At 48.0% G+C, this 16,156-nt stretch carries 14 protein-coding genes; 3 read left to right on the forward strand and 11 right to left on the reverse strand.

Annotation, left to right across the window (positions count from 1 at the left end):
* Positions 1 to 190: 190 nt before the first annotated feature.
* Both BK127_RS28395 and BK127_RS28400 read left to right on the forward strand, forming a co-directional pair.
* Positions 191 to 1,903: a hypothetical protein gene (locus BK127_RS28395; protein ID WP_076235486.1), complete on the forward strand. Its 1,713-nt coding sequence runs from the start codon at positions 191 to 193 to the stop codon at positions 1,901 to 1,903.
* A gap of 72 nt (positions 1,904 to 1,975) precedes the next feature.
* A complete protein-coding gene (locus tag BK127_RS28400; RefSeq protein ID WP_076235487.1) occupies positions 1,976 to 2,485 on the forward strand; it encodes a hypothetical protein in 510 nt (169 codons plus the stop codon).
* A gap of 190 nt (positions 2,486 to 2,675) precedes the next feature.
* On the opposite strand, the gene BK127_RS28405 is transcribed toward BK127_RS28400, so the two are convergent.
* The 10 genes from BK127_RS28405 to BK127_RS28450 all read right to left on the reverse strand — a co-directional run bounded on the left by BK127_RS28405 (position 2,676) and on the right by BK127_RS28450 (position 10,872).
* Positions 2,676 to 3,443, reverse strand: a complete 768-nt coding sequence (locus BK127_RS28405) for an SDR family NAD(P)-dependent oxidoreductase (RefSeq protein WP_083689661.1) — start codon at positions 3,441 to 3,443, stop codon at positions 2,676 to 2,678.
* 226 nt (positions 3,444 to 3,669) lie between these two features.
* A complete protein-coding gene (groL, locus tag BK127_RS28410; RefSeq protein ID WP_076235488.1) occupies positions 3,670 to 5,307 on the reverse strand; it encodes a chaperonin GroEL in 1,638 nt (545 codons plus the stop codon).
* 176 nt (positions 5,308 to 5,483) lie between these two features.
* Positions 5,484 to 5,765, reverse strand: a complete 282-nt coding sequence (gene groES, locus BK127_RS28415) for a co-chaperone GroES (RefSeq protein WP_076235489.1) — start codon at positions 5,763 to 5,765, stop codon at positions 5,484 to 5,486.
* A 232-nt stretch (positions 5,766 to 5,997) separates the two neighbouring features.
* The gene (tatC, locus tag BK127_RS28420; protein WP_076235490.1) at positions 5,998 to 6,759 is read right to left on the reverse strand and encodes a twin-arginine translocase subunit TatC; all 762 of its coding nucleotides are present in this window, start codon (positions 6,757 to 6,759) and stop codon (positions 5,998 to 6,000) included.
* Between the two features lie 36 nt (positions 6,760 to 6,795).
* Positions 6,796 to 7,086, reverse strand: a complete 291-nt coding sequence (locus BK127_RS28425; RefSeq protein WP_083689662.1) for a twin-arginine translocase TatA/TatE family subunit — start codon at positions 7,084 to 7,086, stop codon at positions 6,796 to 6,798.
* A gap of 36 nt (positions 7,087 to 7,122) precedes the next feature.
* Positions 7,123 to 8,127 carry a molybdopterin-binding protein gene (locus tag BK127_RS28430; RefSeq protein WP_083689663.1) on the reverse strand — a complete coding sequence of 335 codons (1,005 nt, stop codon included), beginning with the start codon at positions 8,125 to 8,127 and terminating at the stop codon, positions 7,123 to 7,125.
* Complete coding sequence (mog, locus tag BK127_RS28435) at positions 8,117 to 8,617, reverse strand: molybdopterin adenylyltransferase (protein ID WP_076235493.1); 501 nt, start codon at positions 8,615 to 8,617, stop codon at positions 8,117 to 8,119. Before mog ends, BK127_RS28430 begins: the two co-directional genes overlap by 11 nt.
* Before the next feature lie 41 nt (positions 8,618 to 8,658).
* Positions 8,659 to 9,141, reverse strand: coding sequence for a cyclic pyranopterin monophosphate synthase MoaC (gene moaC / locus BK127_RS28440; protein WP_076235534.1), 483 nt, complete (start codon positions 9,139 to 9,141; stop codon positions 8,659 to 8,661).
* 97 nt (positions 9,142 to 9,238) lie between these two features.
* Positions 9,239 to 9,874 (reverse strand): 5-formyltetrahydrofolate cyclo-ligase, encoded by a 636-nt coding sequence (locus BK127_RS28445; protein WP_076235494.1) that lies wholly within the window; start codon positions 9,872 to 9,874, stop codon positions 9,239 to 9,241.
* A 224-nt stretch (positions 9,875 to 10,098) separates the two neighbouring features.
* On the reverse strand, positions 10,099 to 10,872 hold the full coding sequence (locus BK127_RS28450; RefSeq protein ID WP_179097640.1) for a helicase-related protein: 774 nt from the start codon (positions 10,870 to 10,872) through the stop codon (positions 10,099 to 10,101).
* Positions 10,873 to 11,246: 374 nt separating this feature from the next.
* Here BK127_RS28450 and BK127_RS28455 point away from each other — a divergent pair, with 374 nt between their 5' ends.
* Positions 11,247 to 13,211, forward strand: coding sequence for an ABC-F family ATP-binding cassette domain-containing protein (locus BK127_RS28455; protein ID WP_076235496.1), 1,965 nt, complete (start codon positions 11,247 to 11,249; stop codon positions 13,209 to 13,211).
* A gap of 274 nt (positions 13,212 to 13,485) precedes the next feature.
* Here BK127_RS28455 and BK127_RS28460 read toward each other — a convergent pair whose 3' ends face one another.
* On the reverse strand, positions 13,486 to 15,972 hold the full coding sequence (locus BK127_RS28460; RefSeq protein WP_076235497.1) for a hypothetical protein: 2,487 nt from the start codon (positions 15,970 to 15,972) through the stop codon (positions 13,486 to 13,488).
* Positions 15,973 to 16,156: the final 184 nt, after the last annotated feature.

Raw genomic sequence — 16,156 nt, forward strand, 5'->3', positions numbered from 1 at the left:
CTCGATACTTCGGTATCGGGTCTTTTTTGTATGCTTAAGATAAACTCTTGATAGACCCTTGCCCAATCAGTCTAAGGCTTCGGGTCACATTCATAGCCCGCCATCTATCATTTAATTAAATTTTATAAAAGTATTTTTCCTCCTATAGTATGCTATCATAAAGATAGAAGTTTTATTGGGGAGGATTCTGATGTTAGAACATGCCAATGTCAAAAATAGCGCTGTAAAAAAAACCTCAACGGATCAAATTTCACCTATTCAGCAGCAACCCAGCATAATGACATCAACACAAGGTAGCCCCGTTACTAATCGAGCTTTAGGATTTTCCAATGAAAACATGATACATATGCAGCGAACTGTAGGAAATCAGGCAATTCAGCGAATGTTTTCATCTTCACATCGTACAGGCAGTTCGGCCATTCAACGTGAAGTCACTGCTGAAGCACCCGAAACAGTTGCTGCGCCTGCCGTCGAAGTTGCAGCCAGTAATCCAATCGCAGCTCCAGCCACCGATGTCCCTGCCGAAGCAGCTCCGGTTGCTGGCTTGTCAGCAGGTGCACCCGTTATGGCTGCACCTCCTCAGCAAGCACGTCCTGCGCCTACCAAGGATTTAAAAAAATATCACAACTATAATGTAGTATTTGAATGGTTTAAGGGACGTGCGGAAAAAGAAAAGAAGGCGGGATTATTCGGATATTTTGATGATTTGACTACCGGAGAAAAAATGTCTGCCATCAAAGCCATGTGTGGTAATGATCGTACTCCAACTATTGATAAGGCAAAAAAGACGATGCTCACAGGCGTCTTCACCAAGACGGTGGACTGGGACCGATTCTCAGAGATTAGTCGTGAAGCCAAGGCCAAGAACATTACTAACTACAATGCTGATCAGGCACGAGACTATGCGGGCTATACGGCAATCGTAACCTCAGCGGCTACGAGCGGGGTATCCGGTACGGCCACTATAAGCAATACGCTCGGGGCCGGTGGCGCCCTTTCGGTTGCCAATGCAGTTGCACCGGCAGCAGGCGTACTGAGCGGAGTGGCTTCCGTATCGCAAATATATAATGCATCTGAAAACTATGATTCAAGCTTGTCTACTGCTGGTAAAGCACAAATACTAGGATCAGAGGCTTCAGGTGGAGCAGCTGATTTAACCCGTTTCACTGCGGGTACGGTTAATGGTGTCAGAACCTTCGGAGGAATGGCTGCCAGCGGTGCGGCTACTGCTGCCGCAGGTGCGGCAGGAGTTGTTGGAGGCGCGGCTTACCTGGCTGGTGGAGTAGCCGGCTACGTAGAAAGCAGCAGAAACCAGAAGAAGCTGGCGGAGCTAGAAAAAGGCTTTAGCGCCAAGGGAAGCACGAGTGAAACCGAGCAAGCTAAACTACATCAGAGGGATTTAGGTCTGGCTGCTAATCTGGGGGGATCCACCCAAGCTATTAACAAATCCAAAAGCGCCACAACTGCCGCCAAAGGAGCGCTGATGATCGCAGGAGGCGCTGTGATGATCGCAGCTGCTTTGTCTCCAGTCGGTCCTATCCTGCTCGCAGCAGCTGCTATTCTCGGTGGAATCGGCGCCATCGTCAAATTTTACAAAAAATCCAAACGGAAGGAAACCTTTGTCGACAAAGCCCTGAACATTGATAAAGAAATGACCAAGCCGGAGAATGTAGGACTTAGTCGCGAAAAAGTACGTCAAGGTGTACTAGAGGCACACGGCTTCAACAACGTAGGACAATGCTATAACCAACTTGTAACCGATCTCGCCTCTATGCTCTATGAAGGTGGGGTTGCCGGTCAGGATGAAGAGGCCAAATCTGTTATTGAAGGTATAGGGCTTGAGGTCAACCGACTTAAGAAAAAACCAGGCAAAGATTTGATAGCCAAAAAACTGCATACTTAATTCACTTAACCCATTTGAGACAATCGCTTGTTTGCTCTTTCAAAGACAAGCCTATGTATGGAGGTAATACTTATGGCAGCTGCTACTGATTTTACAGATTCGTTTCTCCGCCAATTCCAACAATACTATATAAAGCTCGACGTTCATAACCACTGGGCTGAACCTTCAAATGAATCGCCATATCCATCTTTGATCTTGCGTTTTGATGAAATCGGCGAACGCTTCACGATTGTTGATCTGGAACTATGCTTCCTGCCAGGGATGGAATCGTTCACCGAAGAGGGAGTTGCCATATTACAAACATTTGCTGTACTAAGAAACAACGTCCCTCCCTCAACCTATACCAAACTGCTTGCAGAAACAGCGAAAATTAATATCCAGCTGCCCCTTGGTGGATTTGGCCTTTTTACAGATACGGGTGTTCTTTATTTTAAACACAATACGATCCTGCAGCGCGACTGGCTTAGCAGCTCGCAAGCCATAGAGCATTTGGACCGCCAAAATGCGCTTGTTCTTCATCAGCTCTACTTATTCACTGATCAGCTGCTGAATATTTCCGAGGGGCATGAAGGCGGCCAATAAAATCCACCTGCAAAGGCGTATAGTCCGTTTCTCCAAAATAGTCCACTTTCTCCACTCGGGCAGTGTGTTTCTTTTGTTCAACTTATATATGTAAGAAACTCAGCAAGGCAGAAAACAAGCATCTTCCATCACTGCTCCATGTGGTGGTGAAGCTTGTTTTCTTGTCGTTCTATCAGCTTCCAGGCTCCGCTTATTGAACTGTGGTGCCTCCATCCACTTGAATGATTTGTCCAGTAATCTGGGTAGCATGATCACTTGCCAGAAACACGACAGCTGCCGCTGTATCTTCACCCGTTTGCAGACGTCCAAGTGGTAATGTTTTGCCTTTTTCAATTAGCCAGTCCAGATTATTCCCATTCAAAGCCTGTACCTCAATTTCGCGCTCTGTCGCCACCCATCCCGGATTGATGGCATTGACCCGAATCCGGTCACTGGATAAGGATCGAGCCAAATTACGGGTTAATGTCGAGATCGCTCCTTTGGAAACCGAATAGGCGAACAGCTCAGGTGATCCGACTGCTGCATGACTTGAACTCATATTAATGATCGCGCCGCCCCCACGCTTCTTCAACCAAGGTGCTGCCGCCTGGCACATCAAAAAGACTCCCTTTACATTGATCGACATCACCCGGTCCCACAGCTCTTCGGTCGTATCGGGCATCATACTACGTGGATAAATGCCTGCATTATTGACGAGAATATCTAAACCACCAAAATGCTCGTCAGCTTTGCTAGCGATTCGCTGTGCATCCTCTGACAACGTAACATCACCCTGAACGAATATGACGTTTAATCCTTCCTCAATCAGCGCCTTGGCTGCCTCCTCTCCTTGATGGCTCATATCAGCGATGATGACGCTTGCACCCGCACGCGCCAAGCCCTTAACGATACTGTATCCGATGCCGCTAGCACCTCCGGTAACAATGGCTGCTTTATTTTCCAATGGTAAATACATCATAATCCAATCATCCTTCCGTATTTTTGCTGATGCATCTGGTGATGCGTCCTAACATCAGTCTAGCACCAAATGATCCGAATTGGGAATCAGAATCGTAGAACTAAAAAAAGACCTTTCACAAGTTCATTGAACTCATAAAAGGTCTCTTTTGGGATATGGATGCTGCAGCCCGGATATCTCTGTAAAAGAATCTCAGGCTGCAGTGTAATAGCAGTCAGTGCGCTTCTTAGAAGCCGCCCATTCCGCCCATGCCACCCATTCCGCCCATATCAGGCATAGCTGGTTTGTCTTTTTCCGGTTTGTCAGCGATAACCGCTTCAGTAGTTAAGAAGATAGCTGCAACGGATGCTGCATTTTGCAATGCGGAGCGTGTTACTTTCGCCGGATCTACGATACCAGCGTCGAACATGTTCACCCATTCGCCAGTTGCTGCGTTGTAGCCAATGCCTACAGCTTCTTTTTTCAGACGCTCAACGATAACGGAACCTTCTTGACCTGCGTTAGCTGCAATCGTGCGTACAGGCTCTTCAAGAGCACGTAGAACGATGTTCACACCAGTTTGCTCGTCGCCATCGTTGCTTTTTACAGCAGCTACAGCCGCATATACGTTAACAAGGGCAGTACCACCACCGGATACGATACCTTCTTCAACAGCAGCACGAGTTGCGTTCAAAGCATCTTCAATGCGAAGTTTGCGCTCTTTAAGCTCGGTTTCAGTAGCTGCACCCACTTTGATTACCGCTACGCCTCCAGCCAATTTAGCCAAACGCTCTTGCAATTTCTCTTTATCGAAATCGGAAGTTGTTTCTTCCAATTGTGAACGGATTTGGGAAATACGAGCGCCAATGTCTTTCTTGTCGCCAGCACCGTCAACGATGATTGTGTTTTCTTTAGTTACACGAACTTGACGAGCGGAACCCAATTGATCCGGTTGCGTCGATTTCAGGTCAAGACCCAGTTCTTCAGTAATTACTTGTCCGCCAGTTAATGCTGCAATATCCTGAAGCATAGCTTTACGACGATCGCCAAAGCCTGGAGCTTTAACAGCTACGCAAGTAAATGTGCCACGAAGACGGTTAACAACCAGAGTTGCCAATGCTTCGCCTTCAACATCCTCAGCGATGATTACAAGCGGTTTGCCTTGTTGAACGACTTTTTCAAGCACAGGCAAAATTTCTTGAATGTTGGAGATTTTTTTGTCAGTGATCAAGATATACGGGTTTTCCAAAATAGCTTCCATTTTGTCCGTATCTGTGATCATGTATGGGGAAATGTATCCACGGTCGAATTGCATTCCTTCAACCACTTCAAGCTCAGTTGCAAAGCCTTTGGACTCTTCAACCGTAATAACGCCGTCTTTGCCCACTTTTTCCATAGCTTCAGCGATCAATTGACCTACTTCGTCGTCAGCAGCCGAGATAGCAGCAACTTGAGCGATCGATTGTTTGCCTTCGATAGCTTTGGAAATGTTTTTCAATTCTTCTACAGCTGCTCTAACCGCTTTGTCGATACCTTTACGGATAACCATTGGGTTAGCACCTGCAGTTACGTTTTTCAAGCCTTCACGAATCATCGCTTGAGCCAATACAGTTGCAGTTGTTGTACCGTCACCAGCAACATCATTGGTTTTGGTAGCTACTTCTTTAACCAGTTGAGCACCCATGTTTTCGAATGCATCTTCCAATTCAATTTCTTTAGCGATCGTTACACCATCATTGGTGATTAACGGGCTGCCGAATTTTTTTTCAAGAACAACGTTACGACCTTTAGGGCCCAAAGTGATTTTTACTGCATTGGCAAGCGCGTCAACACCACGAAGCATTGCGCGGCGAGCATCTTCACTAAATCTGATATCCTTAGCCATTGTGTGAAACCCTCCTGAAATAAATGTATTTGAACAACGTTCCGTTTATCTTCACAAGAAACATCAGATACCTTCTGCTGGACTGATCCTGAATGTATGCTGATGCTATAAGTAAAAGCCGGCTAAATTCGCATTAGCAGCTGGTGATAGTCTATAAGTATAGGATCTTCTGTTAACTACTCGATAACGGCAAGAATGTCGCTTTCGCGCAATATAAGAAGCTCGCGTCCTTCAAATTTCACTTCAGTACCTGCATATTTCGAGAAAATGATGCGGTCGCCTTCTTTAACTTCAAGCGCAACACGCTCTCCATCTTTCAGTACGCCACTGCCTACCGCTACAACTTGACCTTCTTGCGGTTTTTCCTTAGCAGTTTCAGGCAAGAAGATTCCACTTGCTGTTGTTTCCTCTTTAGCAATGGCTTCAATAATTACGCGATCACCTAACGGTTTGATCATGAGAAAATGTCCTCCTTTGAAATATGGTTCTGAATTTTTAGGTTACTGTTAGCACTCGAATATGTTTAGTGCTAACAACACTTATTATGATAATCAGTTTCGTAACATTTTGCAAGTTTTTTTAAATAATTTACACAACTTCATCATTGTATCCATTGAAATTGTTATTATACAACCGGCCTATTAAAGAAAAAACCACATTTGCAGCTCCAATCCGGCTGTAAATGCGGTATTATTTGGGACCGAATTCCTCTTCCCATTCCTGATCCTTGATCAGCTGTTTGCGGTATATGGATCCCGATAGCCACACACTGACCTCGTAAAGCAAAATCATCGGCAGCGATACGACCACAGCGGAAATCAGGTCCGGTGGCGTGATCATCGCAGCAACGATCACAAGAATCATATAGGCATAACGGCGTAGTTTGTGAAGTCTTTTGGGATTGAGAATGCGCAGCTTGGTAAGAAACATAATAATAATCGGCAGTTCAAAGATTAGTCCGATCGGCAGCAAAATGTTAAACATAAACGTAAAATATTGCGTGATCCCATAGGTTTCCTTGATGTCCAACCGTTCGGAAATTTCCGAAGTAAATATAAATGCCATTTTAAAAACAACAAAATAAGCAAAAGCCAAACCGATCAAAAACAGTAGAAAAGCAAGCGGGATAAAGATCAGTGAAGCCTTTTGTTCTTCAACACGCAGACCCGGCTTGAGGAAAGACCATATTTGATACAACGCAAAGGGCAATGTGACAATCAGACCTGTAACCAAGGCAAAATTCATATACAGCTTGATGGAATCCCATGGAGAAAAGGCGTTCCAGGCAATCCCTGATGCAGGGGGAACATTTTTTAGATACAGGATTAATGGCTGTGCCACGATAATACCAATCACCATGCCACCTATTAACACGAGCAGCACCCAAATAATCCGTTTGCGCAGCTCACCAAGATGCTCGACCAAGGACATGCCTTCATCATTATTCGTCATGATTCACCAACTTTAGCTTGTTGTAGATACTCCTGTTTACTCCGGAAGTCTTCGGGAATCCTTTTGTTGCGTACTTGCTTGAGGAGATGGCTGTACCACAGACTCCTGCTGGCTTGCAGCTGCTGGAGCAGCCGGCTGAGAAGGAGGTGTAACATCCTTCCGTCCTTTTTCAGGTTCGGATTCAGTGGCAGCACTCATCAGGTCGTTGGCACCGTTTTTAAAATCACGCAGCGTCTTGCCAATGGCACGACCCAGCTCAGGCAGCTTGTTCGGACCGAACAAAATCAACGCCACAACTGCTATCAGCAGGATATGGGTAATACTCATATCGTCCAGCTCCATTTCTTGTTTATCTTTAACAAATTAACATCCGTATAATCCGCCGTAGCCCATTTCCGTAATATCGGCTCGGACAATCGTTTCTCCAGCGCATATACGAGGCAGCAGCACGTCAAAGGTGGTATAAGGATCATGCATCACACAACCAGGTAGCCCCATAATCGGCACCTCACCCAAATAACCGATCAGCAGCATCGAGCCTGGCAGCATAGGGGTGCCGTAGCTGACGATTCGTGCCCCGGCCTGCTTAATCGCACCTGGCGTCCGGTCGTCAGGGTCAACGGACATTCCGCCGGTAACAAGAATCAGGTCTGCCTTCTGCTCTTCCAGAAAGTAACGGATCTCACGCACAATCGTGTCACTTTCATCAGGGGCCAGCCGCTGTTCGATGACCTCGGAGCCGAGCGCAGCTATTTTATCGCGTACGATTGGGCCAAATTTATCCTGAATACGGCCCTTGAAGACTTCGCTGCCGGTCGTGATCAACCCTACACGCAGGGACCGAAATGGCTTGACTTCGATCACCGATGCTGAAGCACCCGCTGCTAACGATTCCACCTGTCCAACCTTCGCTTCTTCGACCACAAGCGGAATCACTCTAGTCCCACTGAGCGATTGACCGGGCTTCACGACCGTATTCGTCTTGATCGTTGCTAGCACAATCTGCTCGATTGCGTTGATGGCATCAACAGCCGTCTTGTCGATTTTGGCCAATCCATGAATCGCTGCCTTTACATTGATTTTCCCCTCGTGAGGAGCAGTCAACTCCAAATTCGGTCCAGCAACGGCCTTCGCCATACGCAGTGCCGCTTCATCCTCATGCAGCCACCCCGGTTGAAGATCGAGCACATAAATATGCTCCTTACCAATATTTAATAACGCAGGAATGTCCTCCTCACGGACAATATGACCTTTTGTAAACAAGCGGCCTTTGAACTGCCCGGGAATAATCTGCGTCAAATCATGCGCCAGTACCAATCCAATGGCCTCTTCCACCCTGACTTCCCGCAGCATCGCTTCAGGTTTCATTGCCATGATCTCCTACCAGGCCGGTCAAAATGCCAAGTGCATGTGGCAATTGTCCCATAATCGCCTCCAAATTTTCAGAGACACCCTTGGGGCTTCCCGGTAAGTTAATAATGAGGGTTCTGCCGCGCAGCCCGGAAACCGCTCTGGACAACATCGCTTTGGGTGTTTTTTGCATAGAAATCATACGCATCGCTTCGGCAAATCCAGGAGCCTGTCGATCAATTACAGCGAGAGTCGCTTCTGGCGTTACATCTCGTGCAGCAAGACCGGTTCCACCAGTCGTCAAAATCAGATCGACCTTGAAATAATCGGTCATTTCAATCAATGCAGCCATAATCTCATCTTTCTCGTCCGGTACGACCCGATACTCAATGATTTCTCCATTGATTTCTTCTTCAATCAACTCACGAATAACCTGGGCGCTCGTATCTTCCCGCTCTCCTCGGAAACCTCGGTCGCTTGCGGTCAAAATCGCCACCTTCCAACGCATAAGCTTACTCCTCCCCATGGCTCCATTGTAACGTATAGTTATTAAGAATCAGTGTCATTTCTATGAAAATCGCCGCTTTTACCACCTGTTTTGCTAACCAGCAGCGTAGGACCGATAATCATCCCTTTTTCCGCTGCCTTACACATATCATACACGGTGAGTGCAGCTGCTGAGACAGCGGTCAATGCCTCCATTTCAACACCGGTCAGGCCCTTGGTCCTGACACTTGCTTCTATGTATAATTCATTCATTCCATTATCGGAGAAGCGGACATCCACACCCGTCAAGGAAAGGGGATGGCACATCGGAATCCAGTCGGATGTTTTCTTGGCAGCCATAATCGCCGCAACCTGAGATACCGCCAGAACATCCCCCTTTCCAATCCTGCCTTCTTTGATCAACTCCAGCGTGGACGGCTGCATCGTAACGGTAGTCCTTGCGGTAGCGACGCGGCTGGTCTCCTGCTTGTCCGATATGTCGACCATCCGGGCTCGACCCTGATCATTAAAATGGGTTAGCGGCATTGGCTCGGTCACAAGGAAGACCCCTTTCGATTCGGATGATAGTAAAGTGAGGCGTGACATAAAGACACATCATCAGACAGTTCACCTGAATCGTGCTTTAAATCGATTTTGTTGTTTTGGGCGCACGAATCGTTCTCGCTTCCGTAATCAGTTCATCTAATCGGAAATCGAACAGCCCCATAGGGACTTCCTGAATAATCTGGGTGTCAAAAGCACCTGCAATAATGTAGGGCTTCGTATATCCGGACCGAACATACTGCTGCATGAACCGATCGTAGTAGCCCCCACCGTAACCCAGCCGTCCCAAATGGGAGTCAAATGCCAAGCCCGGTACAAGAACCACATCAATATGTCGGATATCGATGGAATGCTGTGGCGTATCAGCCGCTGGTTCCGGTATCCCATATTTCCCCTTTTCCAAATCGGAATAGGAGCGAATTTCATACAGCTTCAGCTTTTGCTCTGGCTGCACCTTGGGTATAAGCACACGGTACTCGCGGGTCCAACAGGACTCCATAATCGGAGTGATATCGACCTCAGACTTGATCGGCATATAAGTAAAAATCGTGGGCTTACGGCCCAGCTTCGCGCGTGATTCCAGAACCTCATCAATACGACGTAACATCAGTTCATTAATGCGTGCTGATTTGGTGCTGCGTTCAGTCGGTGTCAGGCCATTTCTTTGCGCCTCGGCCCGGCGTCGCAGCTCTATTTTCCATTCTTTGATATTCATGGCAAGGCCTCTCCTTGATGGTTCGCAACGTGATTAACATCATTCTAACATATCATGAGAAGAAAAACAGTATTCGGTGTCAGCAGGTCTAATTGCCCTTATCAAAATCCGGCATTTTCCGATCTTTGCTGCCGCTTTATCCATTGGATCCGTAAACTGCTGATCATAATTGACAACCTCCAGGCTCCAACATTCCTACAATTTCCATAGCCTGTGCATCGGACTCAACTGCGATTACGTTTTCTCATTCGATAATCGTCGAGAGATAACAGATTGGAGCCTCTTTCCTGTGGTGCAGCCGGTGCAGCCGGAGATTCCATAGATGTCTGTGCCTGAAGTGTGGGCAGCAATGCCTTCCAGGCAGGAGATCCCTGCTTAATATATGGTAGCGAGGCTGCAGCGCCTGCATCCAAGGTAGCAGTACTTTCATGACGATCAGCAATGACAGCAGCATCGATAATCGTGTATTCACAACCCTGCTCTCTTAAAAATCGCTGCCTTTGTGTAGCATACTCCTGCTCCTTCGTGTCTTTGGTAACAACCGAGTATATGTAGGCATTGCCACCTTCCGACTCAGGATACACATGACGAACGAGCTGCTGCGACTCTTCCTTTCTTGAACCAAATGATCCCGATACTTGAATCATCACACGCGCGTCAGGTATAACAATGGTTGATTTGGCTGCCTTGAAAACAATAAGGGTTCGAAGCTCACCTTGACGAAATTGCTCATACAGCTCGTCACGCTTAGGACTTGCCATTTTGCCTGTTATGAGTGGTGCACCGACTAACTGAGCGATCCGCTCCAACTGGTTCAAATTCTGCCCTAGCACGAGCACTCTTTCATCATCCGAATGCTTGCTCAGCAGCGATCTGACTATATCCACTTTACTTGAAGCCTCAGCTGCAATCCTTGTCTGAGCTCTCGCTTCAGACAATGCATACTCACTGCGTTCCTCGCGCGTCAGTTCGACGCTTATTTCCGTACATATCATCATAGCAATCCCCCTTCCTTCTTCAGTGCTTACGTGGCACATGAACCTTCATCTAAAATCCTACCTATTCGACTGAATCCTTTCATCATTTAAACCGCTGGTATAACTCGCCTGTAAATCTCTTTTCAACAGAGATGAGTAGGCTATATTTTAACATAAACGACAGGCTATCAAAAGAAAACACAGCAAGTGTCCTTAAAGCTTACAAGCTGAAAAATAACCGCGAACATGATACACTGGTATAGGTTGTTCAAAAAGTCATCGTAGGATCACGAAACGCTTTTTCTAAGAACACTTGTACTATTCGGTGCTGACTAAAAGACTTTTGGACATATTTTATTATAAGATACGCTTTTAACTATTTGGGAGGATTATGTATGCTGCTGCAAGTATCAGGAATATCGAAAAGCTACGGCATTTCCGCTGTGCTTTCAAATATATCGTTGCAAATTGAGGCTCGTGAACGGATTGGACTGGTTGGTGTTAACGGCGCCGGCAAATCAACGCTGCTGCAAATTATCGCTGGTGAAATGTCTTATGACTCGGGCGAGCTGTTTAAGGCCAAGGAAACGAAAATTGGCTATTTAAAGCAGAATAGTGGTCTAATCTCGGACCGTTCGATCTGGGAAGAAATGAAAAGCGTATTCACGCATTTGGAGGAAGCCGAGCAGGAGCTCCGTCAGCTGGAGATTATGATGGCCGACCCTGCTGTGCTGGCTGATGAGAAACAAACGGAAGACACGATGAAAAAGTATGCCGCACGCTCCGAGTGGTTCAAGGAGCAGGGCGGCTATGAAGCCGAAGCACGGATTCGCGGGGTGCTGCATGGGATGGGCTTTGGCGATTTTGCACCGGAAACTTCCGTTAACACGTTAAGTGGCGGTCAAAAAACACGGCTGGCCTTAGCCAAGATGCTGCTGCAGGCGCCAGATTTACTGCTCCTGGATGAACCTACGAACCACCTGGACATCCCGACACTCACCTGGCTGGAGGGCTATTTACGCTCGTATTCCGGCGCTATTCTGGTCGTTTCGCATGACCGCTATTTCCTCGATGCCTTGGTCGACGCGATCTACGAAATCGAACGGACGCATTCACGCCGTTACACCGGTAATTACTCCAAATATGTCGATACGAAGCAGGCTGATTATGAGACACAACTGAAGCAGTTTGAGAAACAGCAGGGTGAAATCGCCAAAATGGAGGAATTCGTTCAGAAAAATATCGTTCGAGCATCCACAACCAAACGTGCACAGAGCCGGCGTAAAGCACTCGACAAAATGGACAGGCTTGACAAGCCGATGGGCGATTTGAAAAGAGCTCATTTCTCCTTCGAGGTTGAACAGGCTACAGGCAAAGAAGTGCTGAACGTTCAGCATGTAGCTGTATCGTATGATCAAACAAAGCCCCTGCTTAAGGATGTTTCCTTCCAACTGCGCCGTGGCGATACTGCCGCCTTGATTGGTCCTAACGGGATTGGCAAATCGACACTGCTGAAGGCCTTAATGGGTCAGCAGCAGCCATCGAGAGGTATGATCGATTGGGGCTCAAATGTAAAAATCGGGTATTATGATCAGGAGCAATCCGGGCTGAATCCGGCCAATACGATCATTGATGAGGTATGGAACGCTTTCTCTCATATTGAGGAGGCTCGAATTCGCAAGGTATTGGGTAGCTTTTTGTTCAGCGGTGAGGATGTGTTCAAAAAGATTTCCGCACTTAGCGGCGGCGAGAAGGCAAGAGTCGCACTGGCCAAGCTGATGCTGCAAAAAGCCAATGTGCTTATTCTCGATGAGCCAACCAACCATCTGGATTTGTACAGCCGTGAGGTGCTGGAATCCGCTCTTATGGATTATGAGGGAACGCTGTTATTTATATCGCATGACCGATATTTTTTAAATAAAATGGCTGAATCGATGCTGGAGTTGACGCGTGTTGGTGTCACCGCTTATTTAGGTAACTACGACGACTATGTCGAGAAAAAGCAGGAGCTGGCCGAGATTGAACGGCAGCGACTTCTATTGGAGGCAGCCAAAAGCAAGAGCACCGTTGGTAAAGGTACTGCTGGTAACATCGGTCAGCCAGCGGTTGATGCCGGAAGCGGCGGCTACGAGTCTGGCAAACAGGCCAAACGCGAGGATCGCGCACGCCAACGCAAGCTCGAGCAGTTGGAGCAAACGATAGCGCAGCTTGAGGATGAACTGGTCGCACTGGAGGCAGAGCTTGCCAAGCCGGAGGTCTTTAACGACTACGTACGCGTACAGCAGACGAATGAAGCCATCGAAGGCAAAAAAGCCGAGCTTGCTGACTGCTACGAGCAGTGGGAGCAGTTGGCAGAATAGCTATAATGATGCCAAATGATGCCAGCGGATGATAGAGGATCGGATTAGCGTGATGGGGATGTACCTGACAAAGCAAAATAAACGGAGTCCTTGACGGCAAGAGTATAAAAAACCAACGACACAGGTACGGTGTAATATAGATGTATATTTACATGGAAGGGCGATGTTTTAGCTGGCATCGCCCTTTTATTCTACATCATCATTTGATGATGATTAATGTCATTAACTTTATGAATGGGACGACGTCGCTTGCCAAAGGATGCCGCGCTCTCGCTTAGATGTCATCAAGCCTTAATAATAGTAAGGGAACACTGCCATATATAATCATCGTGGCTGCTGCAACAATACCCGAATCGTTCAGCAGCAGCGCAGCAATCGAACCAATCGCATTGGCTGCACAGCCATGCATCAGATAGGGGTACCGCCGCTGCCATTGCTGAAAACGTCCACGCGGCCGCAGCACCAGAACCGTCATGACCAGAAGCCCCGTGATCAGCACCTTACTCCAAGCCGACACCATAATCAGATGCCCGTTCATATTAAGCTTCCTCATGATGGTCGCACCAATAACATCGAGCCGCCCTTGCCCCAGCGACCCGAAGGCACGGCCGATATGGCTTTGCCCATCGGCCGCCAGTCCAGTGGCTGCACCTGCGTTCAGCAGCCACAAGGCCCCGAGCGCTGCGCCGAGCAGCAGCGCGAGGGCTGGCGCCAGCCGCCTCCAGCTGCGCCAGCCTGCGAGGCGCGCGGCCAGCGCGCCAAACCCCACCGCCGCGGACAAGGCGCCGCCGGCGTTCGTACCAAGTCCCGGCGCTGCGAGGTAGCCAGTGACGACCGCGCCGACTCCTGCCGCAGGCAGCCAGGCGTTCCGCCCTTTCGTTTGTCCCGCCGATTGTGCTGGCGGTATGCTGCCCGAGCGGCCGTCCGTATGCCGCCAAGGCAGCGCAGCGCCAAGCGGCTTGCGCCGGCGAGTGAGCCGCTGTGCCTGGGCTAGCGCGGTAAGAGCGAGGAGCGCGCTCCCGAGCAGCACGCCCATGAACTCGTTGCCGATCCCGTAATAACGGGCTCCGATCATTACATCATAACCAAGCACGGAGCCCTTCATAGCTTTCGCATCATGCAAGCCATCGTAAAAAATAAGCAGGCCCACGATCAATCCGCACCAGAATAAACCAAGCATCATATACTTGGGATGGTTGGCAGCCCATGCCAGTGCTAAGCTTGCACACAACACAAAGGTGATCATGAGCATCACAGCTTCAGTTGACGCAGTAGAGGCTGTAGGCAGCCACCCCATCGCCAGCAGCCCCGCAGGTAAGAGCAACAACGAAAATAACAATGCCCGCCAAAGCATTTTTTCCTTATCCCGGATAGGTCGTAACGATTTGAACAGCACTGCTAATAATACAAGAAGCATGACGACAATCTCATAGATCGCGAGTCCATACAGCAGACTGGGGCGAAGCTTGTATATACGCTGCTTACGGCCCACATCTTTTAACAAGTGCTCCAGTGCATTAGGTGTAACTTCAGCGGTCATCGGGAAACCGATCATCTCTTTGGGGGTCGAAAGTCCATACGACTGTAATAAGGTCGGTGCTAGATCAACCAGCGATACAACCCCGGTACGCCTCGTAGTCGCAGAGGTTAACAAGCTTTCCCCACCCAACGGTACATAACGAACTATCGGGGCCAAAAGGGCCTTCTGCTTCAGTGCGTCTGCATTCACCTGAGGACTCATGATCCACAGCTCTGCAGCTCCACCCGATACAGTATCCACAGAAGCAGCGAGCTGCCCAATGAATTGATCGATCTCGGACAGGATCCTCTGCTTCAGCCTCCCGAAAACAGCTTGATCATAACTATTGCGTTCCTCATACAGGCGTCCCAAATCTCCCAGCTCCATAACTGTGAGGGCGGGTGAGCTTTGCTCTTTCCATTTTTCCATTAACCAGCTGTAATGAGTGGCCAACCCATAAGGATAATCGTGATTCACAAGCAGACCGTTACCGCCAACATCCCCCTCAGCGACCGTTCCCTTTTTATCCATGACACTCAGCGGTGCATACCTGTGAAATCTTTTATCTATGACTGCTGTAAGATTATTGCCATTATCCCAAGCTGCACTCCGAGCATGATCCATATTTCCCCATACACTCAGCCGTACTCCCGCTGCTCGCAACATCTCACCCAATTGTCCGGGGCTTGCCTGATACCAATTGGCTGCATTCTTACGGTGAATATTAGCGATTGTTGGTATAATAATGTTTCCATCTGCTTCTTGCCCCATAAGACGACGATAATACGGTCCTACCCATTCCTGATCTACGCGTTCTCCCTGATTCAGGCTCTGTACACTCGAATCTGCTTCAGCCCACTGTCCTGCACCCATGGATATATATACATTTTCCAAGCCTTTTGCTGGGGTCCGAATATTCATTGCACCCCACGCAGCATGCAGCCCAAGTGCCTTCAAATGGGGCATCCCTTCCGTTAATCCGGCTTCCTGATCTTCCTTCTGAGGCAACCCCAGCACACCATCGCTTCCTGCCCAGCCCATTTCCATAAAAGATAAACCTGGAATTGAAAGTAATACGATCTGTTTACTTAATGGAGAAAAATGATTCCAACGGTTTTCTTGACTTTCCTGCTCCGCAAGTACACAAGTACCCATCGACGAGCAATCGTACACCAGCAAGCTGATGAGAAATACAATGAACCACTGCCAAAGCGTTTTGCTGTTTTTTGGCCTTTTCGACAAACTGACCACCTCCCGCCAACCCTTAACGAGAGTAACATCCCCTAATTTTTCCCTTTATATGCAATTTACGAAGTAAAATCCATGTCGTTATTATCCACAATCTTGTCCACATAACGATGCCTTCATTTTTACTTAACAATCAATACTTCTATTTCTTATCAACAGGTTTATCCACACTATCCAC

Source organism: Paenibacillus sp. FSL H7-0331 (assembly GCF_001956045.1).